The 22,410-nt window shown below is 66.9% G+C and carries 21 protein-coding genes; 5 read left to right on the top strand and 16 right to left on the bottom strand.

Annotated elements, in window-relative coordinates; genetic code table 11:
* Window positions 1–43: 43 nt before the first annotated feature.
* Both AC1DIN_RS08725 and AC1DIN_RS08730 read right to left on the bottom strand, forming a co-directional pair.
* Window positions 44–1,165 (bottom strand): hypothetical protein, encoded by a 1,122-nt coding sequence (locus tag AC1DIN_RS08725; protein ID WP_476809440.1) that lies wholly within the window; start codon window positions 1,163–1,165, stop codon window positions 44–46.
* Window positions 1,166–1,201: 36 nt separating this feature from the next.
* Window positions 1,202–1,738 (bottom strand): winged helix-turn-helix transcriptional regulator, encoded by a 537-nt coding sequence (locus AC1DIN_RS08730; protein ID WP_476809441.1) that lies wholly within the window; start codon window positions 1,736–1,738, stop codon window positions 1,202–1,204.
* A 100-nt stretch (window positions 1,739–1,838) separates the two neighbouring features.
* On the opposite strand from AC1DIN_RS08730, the gene AC1DIN_RS08735 reads away from it, so the two are divergent.
* Window positions 1,839–2,411 (top strand): dihydrofolate reductase family protein, encoded by a 573-nt coding sequence (locus AC1DIN_RS08735; protein WP_476809442.1) that lies wholly within the window; start codon window positions 1,839–1,841, stop codon window positions 2,409–2,411.
* A gap of 9 nt (window positions 2,412–2,420) precedes the next feature.
* Here the strand turns inward: AC1DIN_RS08735 and AC1DIN_RS08740 are convergent, their stop codons facing one another.
* Window positions 2,421–3,323 carry a DMT family transporter gene (locus AC1DIN_RS08740; protein WP_476809443.1) on the bottom strand — a complete coding sequence of 301 codons (903 nt, stop codon included), beginning with the start codon at window positions 3,321–3,323 and terminating at the stop codon, window positions 2,421–2,423.
* A gap of 166 nt (window positions 3,324–3,489) precedes the next feature.
* Between AC1DIN_RS08740 and AC1DIN_RS08745 the strand changes: the two genes are divergently transcribed.
* Both AC1DIN_RS08745 and obgE read left to right on the top strand, forming a co-directional pair.
* Window positions 3,490–4,356: a LysR family transcriptional regulator gene (locus AC1DIN_RS08745; RefSeq protein ID WP_476809444.1), complete on the top strand. Its 867-nt coding sequence runs from the start codon at window positions 3,490–3,492 to the stop codon at window positions 4,354–4,356.
* A gap of 200 nt (window positions 4,357–4,556) precedes the next feature.
* The gene (obgE, locus tag AC1DIN_RS08750) at window positions 4,557–5,600 is read left to right on the top strand and encodes a GTPase ObgE (protein ID WP_441469435.1); all 1,044 of its coding nucleotides are present in this window, start codon (window positions 4,557–4,559) and stop codon (window positions 5,598–5,600) included.
* Between the two features lie 143 nt (window positions 5,601–5,743).
* On the opposite strand, the gene AC1DIN_RS08755 is transcribed toward obgE, so the two are convergent.
* Together AC1DIN_RS08755 and AC1DIN_RS08760 are read right to left on the bottom strand one after the other, a co-directional pair.
* Window positions 5,744–6,520 (bottom strand): hypothetical protein, encoded by a 777-nt coding sequence (locus AC1DIN_RS08755; RefSeq protein ID WP_476809445.1) that lies wholly within the window; start codon window positions 6,518–6,520, stop codon window positions 5,744–5,746.
* Between the two features lie 61 nt (window positions 6,521–6,581).
* Window positions 6,582–7,718, bottom strand: coding sequence for a DSD1 family PLP-dependent enzyme (locus AC1DIN_RS08760; RefSeq protein ID WP_476809446.1), 1,137 nt, complete (start codon window positions 7,716–7,718; stop codon window positions 6,582–6,584).
* A 120-nt stretch (window positions 7,719–7,838) separates the two neighbouring features.
* On the opposite strand from AC1DIN_RS08760, the gene AC1DIN_RS08765 reads away from it, so the two are divergent.
* Window positions 7,839–9,659: an ABC transporter ATP-binding protein gene (locus tag AC1DIN_RS08765; RefSeq protein WP_476809447.1), complete on the top strand. Its 1,821-nt coding sequence runs from the start codon at window positions 7,839–7,841 to the stop codon at window positions 9,657–9,659.
* 174 nt (window positions 9,660–9,833) lie between these two features.
* Here AC1DIN_RS08765 and AC1DIN_RS08770 read toward each other — a convergent pair whose 3' ends face one another.
* The 11 genes from AC1DIN_RS08770 to AC1DIN_RS08820 all read right to left on the bottom strand — a co-directional run bounded on the left by AC1DIN_RS08770 (window position 9,834) and on the right by AC1DIN_RS08820 (window position 21,546).
* Entirely contained in the window at window positions 9,834–10,355 is a 522-nt protein-coding gene (locus AC1DIN_RS08770) for a hypothetical protein (RefSeq protein WP_476809448.1), read from the bottom strand.
* A gap of 11 nt (window positions 10,356–10,366) precedes the next feature.
* The gene (locus AC1DIN_RS08775; RefSeq protein WP_476809449.1) at window positions 10,367–11,296 is read right to left on the bottom strand and encodes a nucleoside hydrolase; all 930 of its coding nucleotides are present in this window, start codon (window positions 11,294–11,296) and stop codon (window positions 10,367–10,369) included.
* Window positions 11,297–11,451: 155 nt separating this feature from the next.
* Complete coding sequence (locus tag AC1DIN_RS08780; protein WP_476809450.1) at window positions 11,452–12,231, bottom strand: ATP-binding cassette domain-containing protein; 780 nt, start codon at window positions 12,229–12,231, stop codon at window positions 11,452–11,454.
* Window positions 12,232–12,382: 151 nt separating this feature from the next.
* The gene (locus AC1DIN_RS08785) at window positions 12,383–13,342 is read right to left on the bottom strand and encodes a sugar ABC transporter substrate-binding protein (protein ID WP_476809451.1); all 960 of its coding nucleotides are present in this window, start codon (window positions 13,340–13,342) and stop codon (window positions 12,383–12,385) included.
* Window positions 13,343–13,374: 32 nt separating this feature from the next.
* Entirely contained in the window at window positions 13,375–14,331 is a 957-nt protein-coding gene (locus tag AC1DIN_RS08790; RefSeq protein WP_476809452.1) for an ABC transporter permease, read from the bottom strand.
* Window position 14,332: 1 nt separating this feature from the next.
* Window positions 14,333–15,145, bottom strand: coding sequence for an SDR family NAD(P)-dependent oxidoreductase (locus AC1DIN_RS08795; RefSeq protein ID WP_476809453.1), 813 nt, complete (start codon window positions 15,143–15,145; stop codon window positions 14,333–14,335).
* Window positions 15,146–15,157: 12 nt separating this feature from the next.
* Window positions 15,158–16,684 carry a xylulokinase gene (locus tag AC1DIN_RS08800; RefSeq protein ID WP_476809454.1) on the bottom strand — a complete coding sequence of 509 codons (1,527 nt, stop codon included), beginning with the start codon at window positions 16,682–16,684 and terminating at the stop codon, window positions 15,158–15,160.
* Between the two features lie 167 nt (window positions 16,685–16,851).
* Entirely contained in the window at window positions 16,852–17,862 is a 1,011-nt protein-coding gene (locus AC1DIN_RS08805; protein ID WP_441469424.1) for a Gfo/Idh/MocA family protein, read from the bottom strand.
* Between the two features lie 154 nt (window positions 17,863–18,016).
* On the bottom strand, window positions 18,017–19,039 hold the full coding sequence (locus AC1DIN_RS08810) for a Gfo/Idh/MocA family protein (RefSeq protein ID WP_476809455.1): 1,023 nt from the start codon (window positions 19,037–19,039) through the stop codon (window positions 18,017–18,019).
* Window positions 19,039–20,214 (bottom strand): extracellular solute-binding protein, encoded by a 1,176-nt coding sequence (locus tag AC1DIN_RS08815; RefSeq protein ID WP_476809456.1) that lies wholly within the window; start codon window positions 20,212–20,214, stop codon window positions 19,039–19,041. Before AC1DIN_RS08815 ends, AC1DIN_RS08810 begins: the two co-directional genes overlap by 1 nt.
* 147 nt (window positions 20,215–20,361) lie before the next feature.
* Window positions 20,362–21,546: an ROK family protein gene (locus tag AC1DIN_RS08820; protein ID WP_476809457.1), complete on the bottom strand. Its 1,185-nt coding sequence runs from the start codon at window positions 21,544–21,546 to the stop codon at window positions 20,362–20,364.
* Window positions 21,547–21,662: 116 nt separating this feature from the next.
* Between AC1DIN_RS08820 and AC1DIN_RS08825 the strand changes: the two genes are divergently transcribed.
* Window positions 21,663–22,409 (top strand): 6-phosphogluconolactonase, encoded by a 747-nt coding sequence (locus tag AC1DIN_RS08825; RefSeq protein WP_441469420.1) that lies wholly within the window; start codon window positions 21,663–21,665, stop codon window positions 22,407–22,409.
* The last annotated feature ends 1 nt before the right edge of the window (window position 22,410 follow it).

The raw sequence follows: 22,410 nt of genomic DNA on the forward strand, positions 1-22,410 counted from the left end.
GGCCGATAAGGCCGAAGCAGGTCGTCGACTTGCCGCCTGGTTGTCAAAATCGTGGCCTCATTTCGATCACAAGAAGCCGGTTTACAAGTCCTCGGATGCGAAGACCTGCATCCGCAAGTACATCTGACCGCGATCGGGACAACGGGCGACCGACCTTTATATCATAAAGGCAGCGAGTACCATCGCGCCCTTTTTCCATGACATCGAATCGTGCGGTTCCGAGGGTGCCGTAAACCTGTTCTCCATATTCTCGCAGTTCTTTGAAGTATGATCGTTCCGCTTGGACATCAGGGTTATTCCAGGCATCGACGCGTTTCTTGACTCCAAGATGAACAACCGTGCCGTACGCTTGCATCGAAGGGAAGTTGCTCGGTGGCCCCGCTTCGCGTGCTGCGTCATCGAGCATCTCTTGAATTTTCGGCATGTACGGACAAGCTTTTTCGACCTCGTCGCGTTCGACTGTGCCGACCCATGACGTGGTGAACGAATCGACCTTCCCGGGAGTGTAATCATGGGCGCGAAATCCGAGGATAGGCGGAGGGCCATTCGCCTCGCCTAGACTGTTCAACCAATCGAATAGCTTGCCGGCCGCCTGCAACGGGGAGCCGCCTGTTCCTCGGCCGCGCCGCCATCTGGCCTCGACCAACTCCGCGGTCGACTCAGGTCCGTTTTCTCTCCAGACCGATTGACTGATGACCTCGCCATCCGGCCCACGATCGCGGATCGTCTGGACGTCGGCGGTGGTCTCGAAGCTTGTGGTCTGGCCACTGGGCTCGATGACCGTCTGGCGTTCGTCGAAGCCGGCGGCGCGCGAGGCTGCATATTCCGACTGGATCGTCGTGCCCGCGCCGTCGGTGACGGCCTGCTCGAAGATGGAGCCGTCCTCGTTCCAGCCTTCGCCCAACGAGGACCAGCCGGTATCGGCACCCAGCGAGCTGCCATCGGGAGAAAGGGGATCTGCCGGGCTGGAGCCGCCACCTCCCCCAGCGCCGCTGGTCCATTGTCCGCCGCCGGCATTGCCGGAGGGGACGCGCGGCTGGTTCGGATTGTATTTGCGGTGGAGATGATCGCGGCGGAGCAGGGAAAGTTCGGCGCGCAGCCGCAACAAGCGAAGCCGTGCGGCGCGCAGCTCACGATCCGCGTAAGGATGATGGAGAAACGGCATGAGAGGCTCCTGGACGGGAGCCCCATTGTCATGCCGCTACGGCATGCGGGGATAAGTTGCGGCGGGTATCACCCCTGTCAGAGTTTGTCGCCGCGCCAGCGCATCCCGATAGGCCTGCGTCAGTTCGTCGAGCACGGAGTGCTCCGGCCGGGGGGCGCCGAGGTGGAGGAAGCGGAGTTCCTCCATGAAGCGCTCCCACAGCGGTGCCCCTCCGTCGGCCAGGATCTCGGCGCGGATCGAGAGTTCTTCCGTGACCGGCAGGAAACGGCGGCCCCAGTCGCCCATCGCGGCGAAGACGGGGACGAGGGCGATGCCCATCTCGGTCAGGCTGTAGATCGCCTTCTGCTTGTGGCTGGCGTCGTCGCGTCGGGACAGCAATCCGTTCTGGACCAGACGCTTCAGCCTGTCGGCGAGGATGTTGGAGGCGATGCCCTCGTCGGATTTCGCCATGAGCTCGCGGAAATGCCGGCGATTGCCGAACATCACGTCGCGCAGGACGATCAGGCTCCAGCGATCGCCCAGGATTTCCAGCGTCAGATTGATCGGACAGCCCGAACGGCCGGTCTCGCGCATGCTCGTCTCCAAGACTGCTTGCGATATAAAATCGGTTTGGCTAACCATCAACCGATTGCAATTCAGAACTGGTTTGGCGCGTACATGGCAGGAGAGTGAGATGGCCAAGGTGATCGTCTGGAATCTGATGACGCTGGACGGATTCTTCGAAGGCAAGGAGAAGTGGGACCTCCGCTTTCACAACGACGCCTGGGGCGAGGAGCTGAGCGCGCTCAGCAGCGAGTTCGGACGCAAGGCCGGGCTGCTCGTCTTCGGCCGCGTCACCTATGAGGGGATGAAGGCCTATTGGACGACGACCGAGGAGGAGGAGGGCGAGACCAAGGCCTTCATGAACGCCCTGCCGAAGCTCGTCGCCTCCCGCAGCCTCACCCGCTCGGACTGGAGCAACACCACCGTCACGGCGGACATCGCCGACGAGATCATCAGCCGCAAGGCCGCGTCGGGGAAGGACATCTATGTCTTCGGCAGCGCGGAGCTGACCGAGGCGCTGCTGGCGGCGGGGCTGGTCGACGAGATCATGCTCGCAGTCGCACCGGTCACGATCGGGCAGGGCACGCCCTTGTTCAAGACGGGCGCGGAGAAGCGTAAATTCGCGCTGCTCGCGGCCCGCCCGCTGAAGAACGGGACCGTGATCCTGCATTACGCTGTGAAGGCCGGGCCGGCTGGGGCGTAGCCCTGTGGTTCAGCCACGCCGGACCATCAGCACGGCGGCGAGAATGGCGACGCCGCCGAAGGCCTGCACCGGGGTCGGCTGCTCGCCGAAGAGCGCCCAGGCGGCGAGGACGCTGACCAGCGCCGGCCAGACCATGACGAGCGAAGCGGCGCTGGCGCCATAGCTGCCGAGCGAGAGCGTGATCAGCCCTTGGCCGAGCGCATGGGAGACGAGGCCGAGCGCGGCGACGGCGAGCCAGCCCTGCAGGCTCCCCGGGATGATCCGCTCGCCGAATGCCAGCGCGGCTACGAGGCAGAACACGGCGCAGACCATGCTGGAGATGAGGCTGACATAGCCGGCATCGGCCCGGTCACGGGCGCGGCGCACTGCCAGGATATAGGCGGCATAGGACATCGCGGCCCCGACCGCGAGGCTGTCTCCGAGCAGATTGCCCGAGACCTGCGCCCCGCCGGTGAATTTCGGCAGGACGAGCAGGAGCGCGCCGGCGATCGCCAGCATCAGCGCGCCGAGAATGCGCCGCGAGGGGCGGTCGCCGAGCAGCAGCCAGCCGCCGAGCACGACGCCGACCGGCGCGAGATTGCCGAGCAGCGAGGCGTTGGCGATCGTGGTGTGGCCGAGCGCGGCATTATAGAGCGTGACGTCGATGCCGAAGGTCAGCCCGGCCAGCGCGACCGCACCGAAGGCGCCGCTGCGAACCTTGCCACCTGCCGGCTTGCGCTGCTCCAGCGCCGTCCAGGCGGCGAGGACGGGCAAAGCGAAGAGCATGCGCCAGAAGCCGGCGGCGGCGGGGCCGACATCGGCGAGGCGCACGAAGATGCCGGAGAAGCCGATGAAGGTCGCGCCGGCGAGCAGCGCAATGAACATCGCGAGGGCGGGCGATGCGGGCCGGACGGGTATCGCAGGAGCGGACATGGTGTTTTCTGACGGATGGTGAGGCCAGCTCCGGTCGCGATGGCACGGCGGGCTCAGCCTCGTTCAGGCGCCGATATAGGACGCTTCCTTGCATCGGAAAAACGGATTATTCTGATTTAACCATTCTTAAAATCGATCGATGCTGCGCGTTCCAAGGAGGCACGTCATGACCGTTCATTTCGACCTTGCCGCGCTCGGCATGCTGGTGGCGGTGGCGGAGACCGGGGGCTTCACCGCTGCGAGCGCGCGGCTCGGCCGGACGCAATCGGCGATTTCGGTCCGCATCCAGGATCTGGAGAGCCAGCTCGGCCACAAGCTGCTCGAGCGCTCGCGCCGCGGCGTCACGCCGACCGATGCCGGCGAGCGGCTGATCGCCCATGCGCGGCGCCTGCTCGCGGTCGAGCGTGAGGCGCTCGCCGATCTGGCCGGCGACACGCCATCCGGCCGGCTGCGCATCGGCATTCCCGATGACTACATGGACGCTTATCTGCGGCCGCTGATCGCGCGCTTCGCCGCCGAACATCCGAAGGTGGAGCTCGAAGTGCGCTGCGACCTGTCGAAGCGCATCGAGCCGGCGCTGCTGGCCGGCGAGTTCGACCTCGCCGTGGTCACGCAGGATCCCAACAAGCCGATGGGCGAGGTGCTGCGCCGTGAACCGCTGGTCTGGGTGGCGGCGCGCGGGCATCGGCCGGAGCTGCAGGAGATGCTGCCGCTCGCGCTCTTCGCGGAAGGCTGCCGGGCGCGGCCGCGCATCCTCGCCGCGCTCAACACGGCCGGCAAGGCGCATCGACTGGTCTTCTCCTGCTCGCACACCTCCGGCGTGCTGTCGGCGGTGGAGGCAGGCTTCTGCGTGGCAGCGATCACCGAGAGCGCGGTGCCGCCTACACTGCGCCGGATCGGCCCGGCAGAAGGCCTGCCGCCGCTTTTCGAGCTCACCGTCGGGCTGATCATGGCGCCGCGCCCCGATCTCGCCGCGCGGCGCTTCGCCGACGCCCTTCGCGAGGAAATGAGCCTTTTGAGGCACGCGGCTTAGGAAGGTGCCATTGCCCATCGCAGCACATCGGCCTAAAGCCAAGGCAACCAATTTCCCTCAGGCGTCATCCCGGGCGCAGCGATGCGGAGACCCGGTATCCATGCCAGAGCGTTTCGTTCGATGATGGATACCGGATCGGCGCGGCTTCGCCGCTTGTCCGGGACGACGCCCGTATTTGTTCTGACAAGATCCCGAGTCCCATGAAATTCCTCGACCAGGCCAAGATCTATGTGAAGGCGGGTGACGGCGGCGCGGGCTGCGTCTCCTTCCGCCGCGAAAAGTTCATCGAGTTCGGCGGGCCTAACGGCGGCGACGGCGGGCGCGGCGGCGATATCGTCGTCGAATGCGTGCAGGGGCTGAACACGCTGATCGATTTCCGCTTCCAGCAGCACTTCAAGGCCCGCACCGGCGAGCATGGCATGGGCAAGGATCGCCACGGCGCCAATTCGCCGGCGATCGTGCTGAAGGTGCCGCCGGGCACGGAGATCCTCGACGAGGACGGCGAGACCAAGGTCGCCGACCTGACCGAGCCCGGTCAGCGCTTCGTGCTGTGCAAGGGCGGCAATGGCGGCTTCGGCAACGCCTACTTCAAGACCGCGACCAACCAGGCGCCACGCCATGCCAACCCCGGCCTGCCGGGCGAGGAGCGTTGGGTCTGGCTCCGGCTGAAGCTGATCGCCGATGCCGGGCTCGTCGGCCTGCCCAATGCCGGCAAGTCGACCTTCCTCGCCACCGTCACGGCGGCGAAGCCCAAGATCGCGGATTATCCCTTCACCACGTTGCATCCCGGCCTCGGCGTCGTGCGCGTCGACGGGCGCGAGATGGTGCTGGCCGATATTCCCGGGCTGATCGAGGGCGCGCATGAAGGCCACGGCCTCGGCGACCGCTTCCTCGGCCATATCGAGCGCTGCCGCGTGTTGCTGCATCTGGTCGAGGGCACCAGCGAGCATGCCGGCAAGGCCTACAAGACGGTGCGGGAGGAGCTGGAGGCCTATGGCGAGGGGCTGGCCGACAAGCCGGAGATCGTCGCGCTCTCCAAGGTCGATGCGCTGACGCCGGAAGTCCTGAAGGAACAGGTGGCGCGGCTGAAGCGGGCGGCGAAGCGCATGCCGATCATCCTCTCCTCCGCCTCGGGCGAGGGCGTCGATGCGGCGCTCAGAGCGCTCTTCGCCGTGGTCGAGGAAGCCCGGCGTGAAGAGGAGCGCGAGAACGCTCCGGCGACGGAGACCGGCTGGCGCCCCTGAGGGCCGAATTCTCGCGGAACCGCCTCGTTATCCCGGACAAGCTGCGCTAGCGGCGCCGATCCGGGATCCATCGCGAGGTTCCGGCGCTCCGATGACCGCGTGCTTATGAGGCCATCCTGGGAACGCCTGATGAAGGCGCTGCTCTAGCGGAAGTCCCGCCAGGCGCCGACGTGGTGAATGCTCTCGTGGTTGCGTGCCGCTTCGCCGAAGGGCGCGACCGGCCAGTCCCAGCCCTCGTCCGGCGGGGGCAACTCGACGCCGCGCATCAGGTCGAGCCGGTCGCTGATCGTGCCTCCGCGGTCGCGCTCGATCATCCCGACATCGCTGAGCAGGATCACGCGACCGTGGAAACGGCGGAGATCGTCGAGATGCCAGGCGACGCAGCGTGCCGCGAGATCAGTCGGCAGCTTCGCAGCTTCAGCCGGATTGTCCGCGAGCCAGTCCTCGATCGGCCAGGCGAGCTGCGAGAGCAGGTTGGCTGATACGACCAGATCGACCGCCGGATCGGCGATGAGGTCGGCGAGCGGATCGCCGCGGCCGCCGCTCTCGCCGGCGAGCCAACCCATGACTCCCGTGAGCTCGCGGGTGAGCAATGCGACGTTGCGGCGCAGGCGCATGCGGAGCCGGACCTGCGGGAGGTGTACGGCATCGACCAGCAGCACGCGCTCGAAATTGGCGGCGAGCAGGCGGAGCGGGACGTCGCGCAGCAGCCCGGAGCCCAGAATGATGGCAGTCCGCCGTTCCGGCAGCTCGGTGACGGCCTGCGCGACGATGTTCCGGCAGCGGGCGTGATGCCCGGCCCAGGCCCGGCGCTGGCGCAGGCCGCGCGACCAGAGCGCGACGCTTTCGTCGACAAGGCCGAGCCGGCGGGTCATGCGCGAGGCCGGGGTCGCCAACCGCAGGGCCAGTTCCGCCAGCATGGCTATGCGCTGCCGCTTGGCATCGACTGCTTCCGAAAGCCGGTTTCCTCCTTTCGGGCCGTCAGGTCAGTGCGCCGCGCGCCGCGACTGGCCAGACGGCTTCCACATGCGCGTCTGGCCCGTGCAGACCGCGCACGCAGACATACCAGTCGTGCAGATTGACCGTCGGGTCGCAATGGCCGGGCACCAGCAGCAGGCGGTCGCCGCGATGCGGCAGCGCGATCGGCTCTCCCGTCAGGATGCCGTGCTCGTCGGAGGGCTTGGTATAGATCGCCCCATCGCGTCGGAACGGAACCGGCATGCCGGAATCGATGGCGACCGCCTTGTGGCCGGCATCGACGATGGCGCGATCCGGAACCGGCTTGCTCATCACCCCGGCGAGGACGAAGAGCGCATGCTCGAAGCTGCGGAACGGTGTGCCGTCGGCCTGGCGGTTGCGGGCGTAATCGGCGTCCATGAAGATGTAGGAGCCGGCCTGGATTTCGTTCCAGATGCCGGATTGCGTCTCAAGTTCGTAGGTGCCGGTGCCGGCACCGCTGATGATCTCGCAAGTCAGCCCGGCATGGGCGAGGCGCTCCGCGGTGTTGCGCGCTGCGAGGCCTGCGCGTTCGATCGCCTCGCGCCGCTCGTCGATCGATCGCATGTGCTGGGCAGAGCCGTGATAGGCCTGCAGGCCGGCAAAGCGCAGCGTGTTGGAGCGGGCGATGGCTTCCGCCAGCCTGACCGCGCCCTCTCCGGGCGCCACGCCGCAGCGCCGCCCGCCGACATCGATCTCGACGAGGACGTCGAGGACGACATCGTTGCGCGCGGCAGCCTCGGCAGCGTCGCGCACGCCGTCGGGATGGTCGACGCAGAGGCCGATGCGGGCACTGCGGGCGAGCCGCGCCAGCCGGTCGAGCTTGGCGGGGCTGGCGATCTCGTTGGTCACCAATACGTCGCCGACACCGCCCGCGACCAGGATTTCAGCCTCCGCGACCTTCTGGCAGCACTGGCCCACGGCCCCGTTGGCGATCTGGCGCAGGGCGATCTCCGGACTCTTGTGGGTCTTGGCATGGGGCCGCAACCTGACGCCGTGGGCCTGGGTAAAGGCCGCCATGGCGACGAGGTTACGTTCGAAGGCGTCGAGATCGAGCACCAGAGCAGGAGTCTCGATCTCGGCGAGGCTTTGACCGGGCTGCGCCGGCGGCGATTGCGACATGGAGTCTCCTGAGTCGGTTATGGCTATGGGAGGACAGCTTCGTGTCCTGAGCAAGGCCTGGCATCTGGATGCGGCCATGCGCCAGTGGCGCTTGCCGCCCTGCCGTGATAGGCGCGGCCCATGAAGATCGGCCGCGTCACCGACGATACCCTCGCGCTCTTCGCCCGCGTCTGGCGTGAGCAAATCAAATCCTACCTGCCGCAGATGCTGATGATTCTCGGTCTCGTCGTGGTCATCGCCGCGACGACGAGCTTCTATCCGCTGCTGATCAAGGCGGCCTTCGATGCCTTCGCCGATCCGCTGACGGCCGAATCGACCGGCTTCGTGCGCCGCATGGAGCGGCTGGTCTCGAAGTCGATCGGCTATGAGATCGGGGTCGTCAACGCGGTCGCGACGGTCGTGGTCATCGTCACCGCGATCAAGGGTTTCTCGCTGCTCGCCCAGACGGTGATGACCAACAAGGTCGTCAGCCGGATCGAGGCGGAGATGCAGTCGGCGCTCTATGGGCACCTGATCGATGCCGATCTGGCGCAGCTCCAGAAGGAAAACCCCGCTTCGCTCACCCAGCGCTTCACCACCGACTTCACCTTCGTGAAGGAGGCGCTGACGCGCATCGTCAACATCGCGATCCGCGACGTGGTGACGGCGATCGCGCTCGTCGGCGCGCTGTTCTGGATCGACTGGCAGATGACGCTGGTGGTGGTGCTGATCGCGCCGGTCATCGCCCATCCGATCGGCCGGATCGGCAAGAAGCTCCGGCGCATGGCGAGTTCGCAGCAGGAGCAGACGGGCATCATGGCGAGCCTGGTCACCGAAAGCCTGCAGGGCGCCCGCGTCGCGAAGACGGATTCCCTCGAGCCCTATCTGAAGCAGCGCGCGACCAGCGCCTTCGAGACGATCCGGACGCTGAAGGTCAAGGCGGCCAACGCCCGCGGCCGGCTCGATCCGCTGCTCGAGGTCGGCGGCGGCATCGCGGTCGCCGGCGTCCTGGCTGCCATCGGCGTGCGCATCACCTCGGGCGCCTCCACCGTGGGCGATTTCACCGGCTACGTCTCCGCGCTGCTGCTGGCTGCCCAGCCGATGCGCTCGCTCGGCAATCTCAATGCCATCGTCCAGGAAGCCGGCGCTTCGCTGAAGCGCTACTACGCGCTGATGGACGAGAAGCCGATGATCCTCGACCGGCCGGATGCCAGGCCGTTGGCGATCACGACGGGCGAAGTCGCCTTCCGCCATCTGCGCTTCCGCTATCGTGAGGACCAGCGGGCGCTGGAGGGCATCGATCTCGTCGCGCGCGGGGGAACGACCACTGCGCTGGTCGGCCGTTCCGGTTCAGGCAAGTCGACCCTGCTCGCGCTGGTACCGCGCCTCTACGACCCGGTCGCAGGGCGGATCGAGATCGATGGGCAGGATTTGCGCGGCGTGACGCTCGAAAGCCTGCGCCATCAGATCGGCGTCGTCAGCCAGGACGTGGTTTTGTTCGACGATACGGTGCGTGCCAACATTGCGTTCGGCCGTCCCAGAGCAACGCAGGACGAGATCATCGCGGCCGCCAAGGCCGCGGCGGCGCACGACTTCATCATGGCGATGCCGGGCGGCTACGATGCCCCGGTGGGCGAGCGCGGCCACAAGCTCTCCGGGGGCGAGCGCCAGCGCATTGCCATCGCCCGCGCCATGTTGAAGGACGCGCCGATCCTGCTGCTCGATGAGGCGACCAGCGCCCTCGACACAGAGTCCGAGCGCCTCGTGCAGCAGGCGCTGGCGAAGCTGACGAAGGGCCGCACCACCCTCGTCATCGCGCACCGGCTCTCGACGATCCGCGAGGCCGACCTGATCGTCGTGATGGACGAAGGTAAAATCGTCGAAACCGGCAGCCATGACGAGCTGCTGGCGCGCGACGGCGCTTATGCGCGGCTGCACCGGATGCAGTTCCTCGAAAGCTGACCGCTTTCTCGAACCAGTTATCCTCTACCTGGAGCGTGCCGGGCTTAACGGCGTCATCCCGGACCTGACCCGGGATCCATGCCGCAGCATTTCCGGTCGCGTGCAGCCTCGATCCGGGCTCTCCGCTTCGCTCCGGCGGGGATCACCCGCGGTTCCGCGCGCGATCGGCACACTCTAGCGGCAGAATGCCGCGCAGCCGGCTTCCCAGAATGGTTTGCCGGATTCAAGCGGCGGGATCGATGGCCGCGGCTTGCGGCCGGGCAGATCGTCGGGGATCGGGCTCACCAGCTCCCACCAGCCATGCGCGCATTGCGAGCGGAAGGCCATCTGATCGGAGATCGAGGTGCCTTCCTTCTCAAGGACCGCGTCGAGCGCCGCGCAGGCCTCGCGCAGTCGTGCGTCATGCGTATCGCTCGGTGCATTGGCATAGTCGTGGAAGGCCTCGGTGAAGGCCTCCATCTCGCGGGCGATATGGGGCCAGTCGGAGCGCCCGAGGTTCCAGGCATCCATCCATTCGCGCACGACGGTTTCTACGGCCTCGGCCTTCGGCCTGTCCTTCACCTTGCGGGCGGTGGTCAGCATGTGGCGCATCAGTTCGGCGCGGGCATGGGCGTGGCGGGCGCGCAGCGCCGCCTCCTGCATCTGCGCGATGGCGTCAGTCGCCTCCTGCTGCAGCGCTTCGACGAAATGCGGCATGGGGCGATCCTTCAGGGCAAGGTGGCGAGCCGCTCGATCATCCGTTCGAACAGCTCATGGGCGTTCACGGCCGAGACGACGTGAGCATTGGGCTCGCGCTTCAAGCGGCCGTTCCAGTCGATGGTGGTACGCCCGCGCAAGGGGCCGTCACCGGTCTCAACCGTGACGAAGCAGTCGCGGCTTTCAAAGAGCTCGGGCCAGAGCAGATAGGCGACCACGCAGGGGTCGTGCATCGGGTGCCCGTCGCTGCCGAGCCCGCCGGGGCGCGGGCGGGTCAGCATGCCATGGACGGCCTTGCCGGCTGCGTTGCCGAGCGTGCCCATGCGGGCGATCTGCGCGTGGCTGGCGATGGCGTGCAGCGTGACGCCGAGACCGAACATCACGATCGGCCGGCCGCAGCCGAAGACCACCGCCGCGGCGTGCGGATCGACATAGGCATTGAATTCGGCGGCGGGGGTGATGTTGCCGAGGCCGATGGCGCCGCCCATCAGCACGATGCGCCTGACCTTCGGCAGGATGTCGGGCGCGAGCCGGAAGGCGAGTGCGAGATTGGTCAGCGGTCCCAGCGGACAGAGCGTGATGCCAGCCTCTGGCGCAGCCCGGCAGATATCGATGATCGCCTGGACCGCGTGACCGGGCGCAGCTTCGCTCGCAGCGGCGGGAAGGCCCGCGCCTGCCAGCCCGTCAGGGCCGCAGACGAATTCGGCGGTTTCGAGCGGGAGGACAAGCGGGCCTTCGGCACCGCGATGGACGGGAATGTCGCTGCGGCGGGCGAGATCGCGGATGCGCAGCGCATTTGCCGTGGTTTGCGCGACCGGGACATTGCCCGCGACCGCGGTGATCGCCTTGAGGTCGAGGCGGTCGGCACTGGCGAAGGCAAGCAGAAGGGATACGGCGTCGTCCTGGCCGGGATCGGTGTCGATGATGATCGGCTCGCGCATTTCCGTCTCCGCCAATTCAACCCTCATCCTGCGGAGCCGCGAGGCGGCGTCTCGAAGGATGTTCCAGATGTTTCCCGTACCTCCTGAAGCATCCTTCGAGACGCGGGCTGCGCCCGCTCCTCAGGATGAGGGCTGCGGGCAGGAGGAGGGCCATCTCAGGCGGCCTTGGCATTGCCGGCCATGATCAGATGGGCGATGTCGTCGGCGCTGAGGTCGCCGAGGGGGCGGTCGACGTATTTGCGGCCGGCGCCCATGATGACGACACGGTCGGCCAAGGCCACCACGTCGCGCATGTTGTGGCTGATCAGGATGACGGTGCGCCTGTCGGCCTTGAGCTTGCGGATGAGGTCGAGGACGAGCGCGCTTTCCTTGACGCCGAGCGCGGCTGTCGGCTCGTCCATGATGATGATCTCGGCGTTCCAGCGCAGGGCGCGGGAGATCGCGACCGCCTGACGCTGGCCGCCCGAGAGGCGCTCGACCGGGCGCGTCATGTCGGTTACGGCGGCGGAGAGCTGCGAGAGATAGCGCTGCGATTCCGCGATCATCCGCTTCTTGTCGAGGATGCGCAGGAAGGGCAGGAAGGGCAGCAGCACCGGCTTGGTCAGCTCCGAACCCATGAAGACATTCTGGGCGATGGAGAGGCGTGGAGCGAGTGCAAGGTCCTGGTAGATCGTCGCGACGCCGTTTTCCAGGGCATCGTGCGGCGAAGCGAACGTGACCGGCTTGCCGCGCAGGCTGATGGTTCCGCTCGTCGCCTCCTCGGCGCCCGAGATCACCTTGATCAGGCTCGACTTGCCGGCGCCGTTGTCGCCGCAGAGGGCCACGACCTCGCCCGGGAAGATGTCGAGGTCGACATCGCGCACGGCGACGACCGGACCATAGGCCTTGCCGATGCCGCGTAGCGAGAGGAGGGGGGTATTGGTCGTCCCGGTCATGGCTTCAACGCTTGTCATGAGTCCGAATGGCTGGCGCCGGCGTCATGCTCGCCCTTGTGGCGAGCATCCACGTCTTGAACATCCTAATGAGCCGAAGAAGACGTGGATGGTCGGGACAAACCCGACCATGACGCGGAAAGGGCGCGCGCCCTCACTTCTTCAGGAACTGCTGGACGTTGTTCTTGTCGACCAGCACGGCCTCGGTGAAGAGATACGGGCCGGAGGTGATGCTCTCCTTCGGCTTTTTGTCGACGACGATCGCCTGGATCGCATCGACCGCCTGCTTGCCCATCTCCTCGAAGGGGATCGCGACGGTGGCGACGAAGGTCGAGCTCGGATCGGCGATGCGCTCGTAGCTCTCCTTGCCGCCATCGACCGAGATCAGCGGGATCTGGCCCTTCTTCACGCCTTGAGCCTGCAGCAGGTCGTCGATGATGTAGGCCTGGCCGTCGAACGAGGCCCAGATGCCGTTGATCTTGCCCTGGTTCTGCAGCAGCAGCGCCTGCATGCCGGCGCGGACATCGTCGCGCCAGCTCTGGGTGCGGGCCATCGAGAACTTGCCGAGTTCCTTCACCGCCTGGTTCTCGGCGAGCACGGCATCGAGCAGCCGGCCGCGGATGCGCGAGGCGACGTTGAGATCGAACCGGGCCGAGACGATGTTGCCCTGGTAGCCGAGCTGACCGAGCAAATAGAGCGCGGCGTCGGCGCCGACCTTGTACTCGTTGGTCTGGATATCGAAGAGCGCATGCGGGCTCGCACCGGACTGCACGGTGATGACCGGGATCTTGGCGTCCTTGGCCGCCTTGAACTGGGCGTCGGCCTCGACCGGCTTGCCCATGGCGATGATGATCGCGTCGACCTTCTTGGCGATCAGCGCGTCGAACTGCTCGGCATGCTTCGGCAGCGCGCCTTCGGAGTTCAGCAGCGTGACGTTCCAGCCCTTGGCCTTGGCGGCGGCGGCGGCGGCATTGGCGACCCGCGCATGCGTCTCCGACGAGAACTGGAAGCCGATGATGCCGACCTCGAAGGCATCAGCCGACTGGCCGAGCGCGACGAGCGCGGCGGCGGCCACCAGCATCTTCCTCAAGCCGAACCCATTCTTGCCGAACATGTGAACTCTCCCCTGTTGTTGTTCTGTGTCGCCTAGACCTTGAACGCCGCCTTCTTCATCGCGCTCGCCGAGAAGGCGACCGAGCCGATGATGATCGCGCCGAGCACGATGTCCTGAATGTAGTAGGGCGCGCCGAGCAGCACCAAGCCGTTGCCGAGCACCTTGAGCACCAGCGCCGCAAAGACCGTGCCGGGCACATTGGGTTTGCCGGGATCGAACATGGTCATGCCGAGCAGCACGGCGGCGATGGCATAGAGCAGATAATCGCCCGCCATGTTCGGCGCGGCCGAGGACAGGTTGGCGGCCAGCAGCACGGCCATGATGCTGGCGAAGACCCCGGCCAGCAGCAGGCCGATGCGCTTCATCCGCGCCGTGGCGATGCCGGCGAGCCGGGCCGCCTCGTCCGCCTCTCCGGTCGCGACCATATGGGCGCCGGTCCGGGTCCATTTGACCAGGCCCCAGGCGAAGAGCGTGGCGCCGGCCATCCAGAGCACGAGATTGGGGATGCCGAAGGTGTAGCCGCGCGCAAGCCCGGTGAAGCCGACCGGCCAGCGGCCGACGAAAGCGACGCCCTGGGTGATCATGAAGGCGAGGCCCTTGGCGATGGCCGCGGTGCCGAGCGTCATGATCAGTGACGGAATGCGCAGCACCGTGACGCCGTAGCCGTTGAGCGAGCCGAGCACGACGCCGACGCCGAGCGCTGCCGCCACTGCGACAGCGGGCGGATACTGGAGCTGCACCAACCAGCCGCAGACGACCGCGGCCAAGCTCGCCATCTCGGCGACGGAGAGGTCGAGTTCCGCCACGGTGAAGGCGAGGGCGAAGCCGAGCGCGAGAATCGCGAGGAAGCTCGTATCCTTCAGCACGTTGACGATGTTGGTGGCGCTGGCGAAGTTCGGCGCGAAGATCAGGAAGAACAGGATCAGCGCGAGGCCGGCGATCGCCGTGCCGTAGTGCCCGATCAATTCGCGCGGGTCGATGCGGCCCAACTCAGGCTCCCCTGGCGATGGCGGAGATCGGCTGGAGTATCTCGATGCCGCCGGTGATCGGGATCAGGGCGCCGGTGACGAAGGCGGCGCCGTCCGAAAGCAGGAATGCGATCACGTTGGCGACATCCTCGGGTCGTCCCAATCTCCCCAGCGGCGTGCGCACTGCCGCGCCCTCGACCAGCGCATTGAACTGCTGCGCGAATCCGTTCCTCACCATTGGCGTATCGATGATGCCGGGCGCGACGGCATTGACGCGGATGCCGTGCCGGCCAAGCTGCTGGGCCATGCCGTAGGTCAGGGTCGCGACACCGCCCTTAGCCGAGCCATAGGCAAGATTGGCGCCGCCATTGCTGTAGGCGATGGAGGAAATATGGACGATCGCGCCGCCGTCTCCCTGGGCGATCATCCGGCGCGCGGCAGCCTTGGAGATGCGGAAGACGGCCGAGAGATTGACGTCGACCAGCTTGTCCCACTCCTCGTCCTCCATCTCGACCATGGCCACGGGCCGTGAGGCCCCGGCGCCGGTGACGAGATGGTCGAGCCGGCCGAAGCGTGAAGCGGCCAGATCGACGAGAGACTGGGCGAGGTCGCGGTCGCGGACATCGCCGGCGAGCGTCACCGCTTCGCCGCCGGCTGCCGCGACCTCCGCCGCCACCGCGTCGAGGCCGGGTTGGTCGAGGCCCGAGAGGACCAGCCTGTGACCAGCGCGGGCGAGCATCACCGCAAGCGCGCCGACAATGCCTCCCGATGCTCCGGTCAGGAGCGTGACGGGGCCTCTTTCCTTCGGGTTGTTCATGGTCGGTGGTGTGGGCATGGGGAAGCGTTCTTACGGGGTCGTTTCGGGGTTGGCGAGACCGGGCAACGCAGCCGAGGTCTGCGCCAGCGCCGTTAGGTCAGCCGAGATCGGCGCCAGCGCTTCCTCGCTGCGGCGGTAGAGGGCGTAGAGCGCGTCATAGGCAGGGCGCCTGGCGGGATCCGGTTCATAACGGTGCGCTACCTCGACCAGTGCATCCTGCGCCGCTTCCAGCGAAGCGAAGCGCCCGAGCCCTGTCCAGGCGATGATCGCGGCGCCGAGCAGACCGGGCTCCCTTGCGCTGCCGACCACGATGGGGCGGCCGCAGAGATCGGCCTTGATCTGCGCCCAGGCGGGATTGGCCGCCGCGCCGCCGCCGAAGCGGATCTCTTCGACGCAGCTGCCGAGCGCCGCTTCCGCACGCTCCAGGACCAGGCGATTGAGGCAGGCGACGCCTTCCAGCACGGCATAGGCGAGGTCGGTGGGGCCGTGCCGGCGGCCGAGCCCGACAAAGGCGCCGCGCAGGTTCGGATTCCAGTAGGGCACGCGCTCGCCCTGCAGATAGGGCAGGAAGATCACGGGCTGGGGATGACGCTGGCCGGCGAGCAGGCGCTCGATGGTGCCGCCGACGCCATCCGAACCGCCGAGCAAATCGACCAGCCAGGCGGCTGTGTCGGCGCCGTTCTGGCTGGGACCGCCGAGATGCCAGAGGCCGCGCCAGTCGACGGTGATGAGGCCCTCGGCCTCGGCCTGTTTCGGACCGAGCACGCCGAGCACCTCGGTCGTGCCGGAAATGTTGTAAGCATAGCCCGCGCGCAGAGCGCCCAGTCCGGCCACGGCCGCCCAAGTGTCGTTGCAACCGCAGAAGACCGGAATTCCGGCAAGCCGATCGAATGGCGCGGGCAGCTCGGCCCGCACGGGCTCGACGGCGTCGCAGGGTTCGAGGATCGGCGGGATCACGGCCGGGGACAGGCCGATGGCGGCGAGCGCCGAGACTCCATCATGCGTCTCCGCGCAGGCGATGAGCCGCGCCATCGAGACCGGGTCACTTGCCTGACTGCCGGTCAGGCGGAAATTCAGATAGTCCTTCGGTTCGAGCACGCGGGCGAGAGCGCGAAAATTCTCTGGCTCTGCTTCCGCGAGCCAGGCGAGGCGCGCGAGCGGATGGAAGGCGTTGATGCGCCCGCCTTCCGGATGGCCCCCTAGCCTCTCACGAAGCCCGGCCGCGACCGCGTCGGAGCGCGCATCCTTCCAGGTCAGGGCCGGGCGAAGCTCGCTGCCGTCGTTGCCCAGGAAGATCTGCGTCCGCGTCACGCCGCAGATCGCGATGGCTTCGACCCGCGCGAAAAGGCCGGGTTGCTGCCGCGCCAGATCGCCGACGGTTTCGAGCAGGAGCGCCCACCAGCCTTCGGCCGCGACCTCCGAATGCTCGAGGCGATCGTCGAGGGCGGGGCCCGCGGCGGCGCTTTCGGCCAGCGCCGCGCCATGCGGGGCGATCAGCGCGGCGCGAAAGCTGCTGCCGCCGAGATCGCAGGCTAGGACGACGCTGATCTGCTGCATGAGGATAGAACTACACCCGTCATTCCAGACAAGCCGCGTTGGCGGCGTCGATCCGGAATCCATCGAAGGGCTCCGGTGCTCCACGATGGATTCCGGGTCAAGCCCGGAATGACGATAGCTGGGTCATCGGCAGCGAAATCGCGCTGAAGCCGGGAACGACGGCGCCCTCAGGCCGCACCGCGCGCTGCCTTGAGGATGTCGTCGACGAGGCGTTGCGACGTCAGGGCCTCCTCGCCGGTGACGACCGGGTCGCGGCCTTGCTCGATCGCATCGAAGAAATCGGCGATGACGGCGCGGTGGGCGTCATGCGGGAAATCCATGATGTTGGCGCCGCTACCGGTCGAGCCCTCCGCCTCGACGATTTCCTCGTGGCCATCGAGGAAGGCGAGGCGCAGCCTCCCGCCGATCAGGGCGGCAAAACCCTTGGTGCCAGTGATTTCGATGCGTTCGGGGTAGCCGGGATAGGCGGCGGTTGTCGTCACCAACGTCGCGGGGGCGCCGTTGCCGGTCTCCAGCAACGCGGAGACGTAATCCTCAGTTTCCATGCGATGGAGGGCGGTGGTGCGCGCCTGTGCCGCGACGACCCTGGAGACGCCGACCAGCGAGCGAAACAGGTCGAGCGAGTGGATCGCCTGGGTCAGCAGCACGCCGCCCCCGTCGCGGGCGAGCGTGCCGCGCCCCGGCTCGTCGTAATAGCTCTGCGGGCGCCACCAGGGCACGGAGAGGAAGGCGGCCTCGATGGTGCCGAGCTCGCCTGATTGCAGGGCGGCCTTGAGGCGCAGGCTGGCGGGGCGGAAGCGATGCTGCAGCACGACGCCGAAGGTCCTGCCTGTCCGGCGGGCGGTGTCGACCAGGCGCTGGCCGCGCTCGCTGGTCAGTTCGAGCGGCTTCTCGACGAGGACATGTTTGCCGGCTTCGAGGCAAAGCGCGGAGACATCGAGATGGCTGCTCGGCGGGGTCAGCACGATGACTGCTTCAACCGCAGGATCGGTCAGAACAGCGTCGAGATCGGTGGTCGTCGGGAAGGGAAACTGGTCGGCATAGGCCTTGGCCCGATCGGGCGTCCGGCTCACCGCCCAGCGCACATTCGCACGATCGGCAAGGTCGAGCAGGCTTTTGGAATGCGGCAGGGAGGCGGGGCCGAGCCCGATCACGGCGATACCGAGCTTGCGTCTCATGTCAGGCGATTCCCATTCTCACTCGATAATTCCACCGGGGTCATCCCTGACAAGCGGCGAAGCCGCGCCGATCCGGGATCCATGCCTGAGCTCTGCCGAAAAATGTTCCGGCATTGATCCCGGGTCTCCCTTCGGTCGCCCGGGATGACATCGTTCAGGCTTCCCGCTGCCGGGCAGGCAGCCAGGTCGCCTTCGCCTGTGCCTCCAGCGCCAGCCTGCAGACGGTGAAGGCGTGGCGCTGGCCCATCGCGGTTTCGCTGCGGGCGCCGATGTCGGCAATCAGATCCCGGAAATAGGTCAGCGGCTCTCGCGAAGCGTCGATATGGCTGGTGCCGGATTTGTCGACGAGGAAGACATGGTCGGTGCCGGGGCGCCCGGCGACATCGACATATTTGCGCAGTTCGATCGTGCCTTCGGTGCCGAGGATGGTGAGCCGCCCGTCGCCCCAGGTCGGCAGGCCATCGGCAGTGAACCAGTCGACGCGAATGTAGCCGCCGGCCCTGTCGCTGCGCAGCAGGACTTCGCCGAAATCTTCGAACTCAGGCAGGTCGGGCACGCCGAAATGGCCGACGCCGGAGGCCACGATCTGCGCATCCTCCGAACCCGTAAAATGGAGGAACTGGTCGATCTGGTGCGAGGCGATGTCGGTGAGGATGCCGCCATAGCGGCGCTTGTCGAAGAACCAGCCCGGCCGGATCGCCCGGTTGAGACGGTGCGGCCCCATGCCGAGAGTCTGAACAACTCGGCCGATCGCACCATCGGCAATCAATTTGCCGGCTATGATCGTCGCTGGGACGATGAAGCGCTCGGAGAAGCAGATCGAGAAGATGCGGCCCGTTTCAGTCACGGCCTTCTCGATGGCCGCAAGCTGGTCAAAGCTGGTGACGCCGGGCTTGTCGATCATCACATCCTTGCCGGCTCGCATGGCGCGGATGGCCAGCTCGGCACGCTCTGCCGGAATGGCGGCGCAGACGATCAGGTCGACCGAGGGATCGTCGATCAGGCGGTCGGCCGTACTCTCCGGCAGATCGGGGAAGCGCTCGCGGAAGCCGGTGAGGACACGCTCGTCGCTGGTCGCGGGATCGAAGCCGACGCAGGTCGCGCCGGCTTCGAGGAGACCACCGACCATATGGTAGATATGGCGGTGGTCGAGGCCGATGGCGGCGAACTTCATCACTATTGCGGCGCGCCGTGGCCGACGCCGATCTCCTGGTCCCAGCGCCGGAATGCGGCGACGAGACGCTCGGGCGTCAGCGGCGGGCGGGTCGGCAGGCTGGTGATCAGCCCGTCATATTCGGGCCGGCCGTATTCGGCGAGCACGTCGCGGCTCTCCTGCGGCGCCATGGCGAGCGTCACGCCCTTGATCGCCGGCGCTGGATAGAAATAGCCCTTGTCGTAGGTCACGGCCTGGGCTTCCGGCTTCAGCATATAGGCCATGAGCGCGACCAGAGCGGACATCTTGTCGGCCGGGACGCCCTTGGGGATGCACATGAACTGCGTGTCGGGGATCCAGTGCGTGTTGGCGAGGACGAAGACCTTGGCCTCCTTCGGCACGATGCCGAGGACGCGCGGGTTGATGTCCCAGCCCAGCGTCGAGACGATGACGTCGCGGGTGCCTTCGCCCAGTTCCTTCATCGTCGCAGCGGTGCCGCCCGGATAGTAGTCGATGCCGGTGCCGAGCTCCTTGAGATAGGCCCAGCTCTTGTCCCAGCCCTTCATCGGATCGGAGGGATCGGCGTCGCCGAGGATGTAGGGCAGGCCCTGCAGCCAGGTCCAGCCGGGTCCGGAATTGACCGGCCGTGCATAGGTGAAGCGCTTGGGGTTCTGCTTGACGTAGGCAAGCAGGTCCTCGGCGGTCTTCGGAACGGTCTTGAGGCGCTCGGGCGCGTATTCGAAGAGCGGGCCGGAGGGGGAATAGACGACGGCGACGCCCTCGTTCTGGCCGAAGTTGCGCTGCATCATCAGCGCCTGCTCGTGATAGACCTCTTCCGGCTTCGGCAGGTCCTTGGCATGGGATTTCCAGACATCGACCCAGAGCCCCTGCTGGATGCCGTCCGACATGGCGCCAGGGCCGGTCAGCACGAGGTCGATGTCGACGCGGTTGGCCTGCTGCTGGGCCTTGAGCTTGGCCGGCAGCTCCGGCGAGGGCGCGCGCGAGAAGTTCAGGCGCGAGATCAGCTTCGGGTTGTCTTTGGCGAATTTCTCGATGGCGACCTGCGTCAGCTGCAGATTGCCGGCGACGTCGATGATGTTGAGCGCGACCGGAGCGCTTTGCGCGAGCGCGCCGCCGGCTTTCAACGCGGCGAGGCCGGCCGCTCCGGCCATGACGGTACGGCGTGTCGGATGGTTCATGGTCTCTCCCTGGGTTTGGCTCTCTTTTGTCGTGCCGTGGTCGGCATCAGGAGCTCTTGCCTGGGATACTAGTGCACCACTTTGTGGTGCGCCAGCGCATTCGCTGGCATGACCGGCACCATCTTGGAGCATGCGATGAAGGGGTGGTCAGGCTTGTTCGAGGAGGAGCGACTCCGCCGCGCGGCTGAGCAGTGGCGCGGCGGCGCCATGGATTTCATAGAGATGGCTGGCGGGCACGCCGGAGAGGTCTGGGACGGAGAAGCCGTCCATCGTGCCTTCCGCCCGGAACAGCGTGTTGAACCGGGCCCAGAGCTGCGGATTGGCCGAGAACGGACCGCTTACTGCGATGCGGGCGGGAAACAGCAGGCGACAGGCATTGGCGAGCGCGCGGGCGAGCAGCTGCGCCGCCATGTCGATTTCCGGGAGGGACAGAAGGTCGAGCCCGGCAAGCTGCCGGGCAAGCCGGATCTCGTCCTGGTCGAGATCGGGCCAGTGGCGGCGCAGCGCGGGGAGCAGGGACCAGAGGGCGGCGCCGGTTTCGAGGCAGGCGGTGTTGCCGCAGCCGCAGGGGCGGTCGTGCAGGGCCGCGAGCCGCCAGTGGCCGATTTCGCCGAAGGAGCCGGTGGGCGCGAAGGGTTCGCCATCGACCGCATAGGCCAGCCCTACGCCCCAGCCCCAATGCAGCAGGATCGTCCCGCCCGCGAAATTCTCGGGCTCGCGGGCGGCGCGGGCGCGCAGCTCGGCGTCGAGATTGCGGCAGATCGTGACGGGGCCGGCGACGGGGGCGAGCACGGAGGCGATATCGAGCCCGCGCATGCGCGGCCAGCGCGAGGCCATAAGCCATTGCCCCTGCTTCAGGTCGATCAGGCCGGAGAGCGAGACCGCTGTGCCAGCGTGGCTCATGCCGGGAGGCATCGCATCGAGCAGGTTCCGGGCGAGTTCGGCCATCGCCAGGGCGATGGCGGCATTGTCGGCGTCGCCGGCTATGGGGCGACGGCGCTCGGCCACGAGATGGCCGTTGAGGTCGACCAATGCGCCCGAGAGCGACTGGCTGGAGACATAAATCACGGAGGCGCCGATGCGGCGCGTATGGGCAACGAGGATGGCCGGCGGCCGCCCGCGACCGCTCGCCTCGCCGATGGTCTCGATGACCAGGCGGCGGGCGATGAGCTCGCCGACGACCCGCGAGACACTGGTCGAGCGCAGCTGGAGGATGCGGCCGATATCGGCGCGGGAATGAGCCTCGCCGTTCAGGACCAGCCGGTAGATACGAGCGCAGTCCCGGTCATGGGCAAGCGCGAGGTGGCTTTCGTCGATCGTCAGCAGGGACAAGGCAAACTCTATTCAGAACGGTTGCGTTCAAAATTAATCATTGCGTTTCAGCTGAAGCTTCATAAGCTCGATACCAGAATATCGGAAATTTCCTGACGTAAAAGGTTCAAAAATCGATGATCGAGATGCATGTTGCCTCCGACAAGGAGACGCTCGGCCAGCAGGCGGCGGCGCTCGGCGCGCAGGCGATCCGTGAAGAACTCGCCCGTCACGGCGAAGCGACGATCATCGTGGCGACCGGCGCGAGCCAGTTCGAGATGCTGAAGCATCTCGTGGCGGCCGAGGGCATCGACTGGTCGAAGGTCACGGCCTTCCATCTCGACGAATATGTCGGTTTGAGCGAGAGCCATCCGGCGAGCTTCCGGCGCTATCTGCGCGAGCGCTTCATGGCGCCGCTGAACAGCGCGCCGACCTTCATTCCGGTCGATGGCGAGGGCGATGCCGCAGCGGCGGTAAAGCAGCTCAACCAGCAGATCGCCGGCAAGCGCATCGCCGTCTGCTTCGCCGGGATCGGCGAGAACTGCCATCTCGCCTTCAACGACCCGCCGGCGGATTTCGAGACCGAGGAGCCTTATCTCGTCGTGAACCTGGACGAGGCCTGCCGGCAGCAGCAATTCGGCGAGGGCTGGTTCCCGAGCTTCGACGCCGTGCCGCAGCAGGCGATCTCGATGAGCGTGCGCCAAATCCTCAAGAGCGAGCTGATCGTCCTCTCCGTCTCCGACACGCGCAAGGCCGAGGCCGCCAAGGCCGCTCTGGAAGGGCCGGTCAGCAATCTCAGCCCCGCCTCGATCCTGCAGACACACAAGCGCACCGTGCTGTTCATCGATCCGCCGGCCGCTTCGCTGCTGAGCCGGAAGGGCTGAC

It is taken from the genome of Allobosea sp. 05T438 (assembly GCF_056396025.1).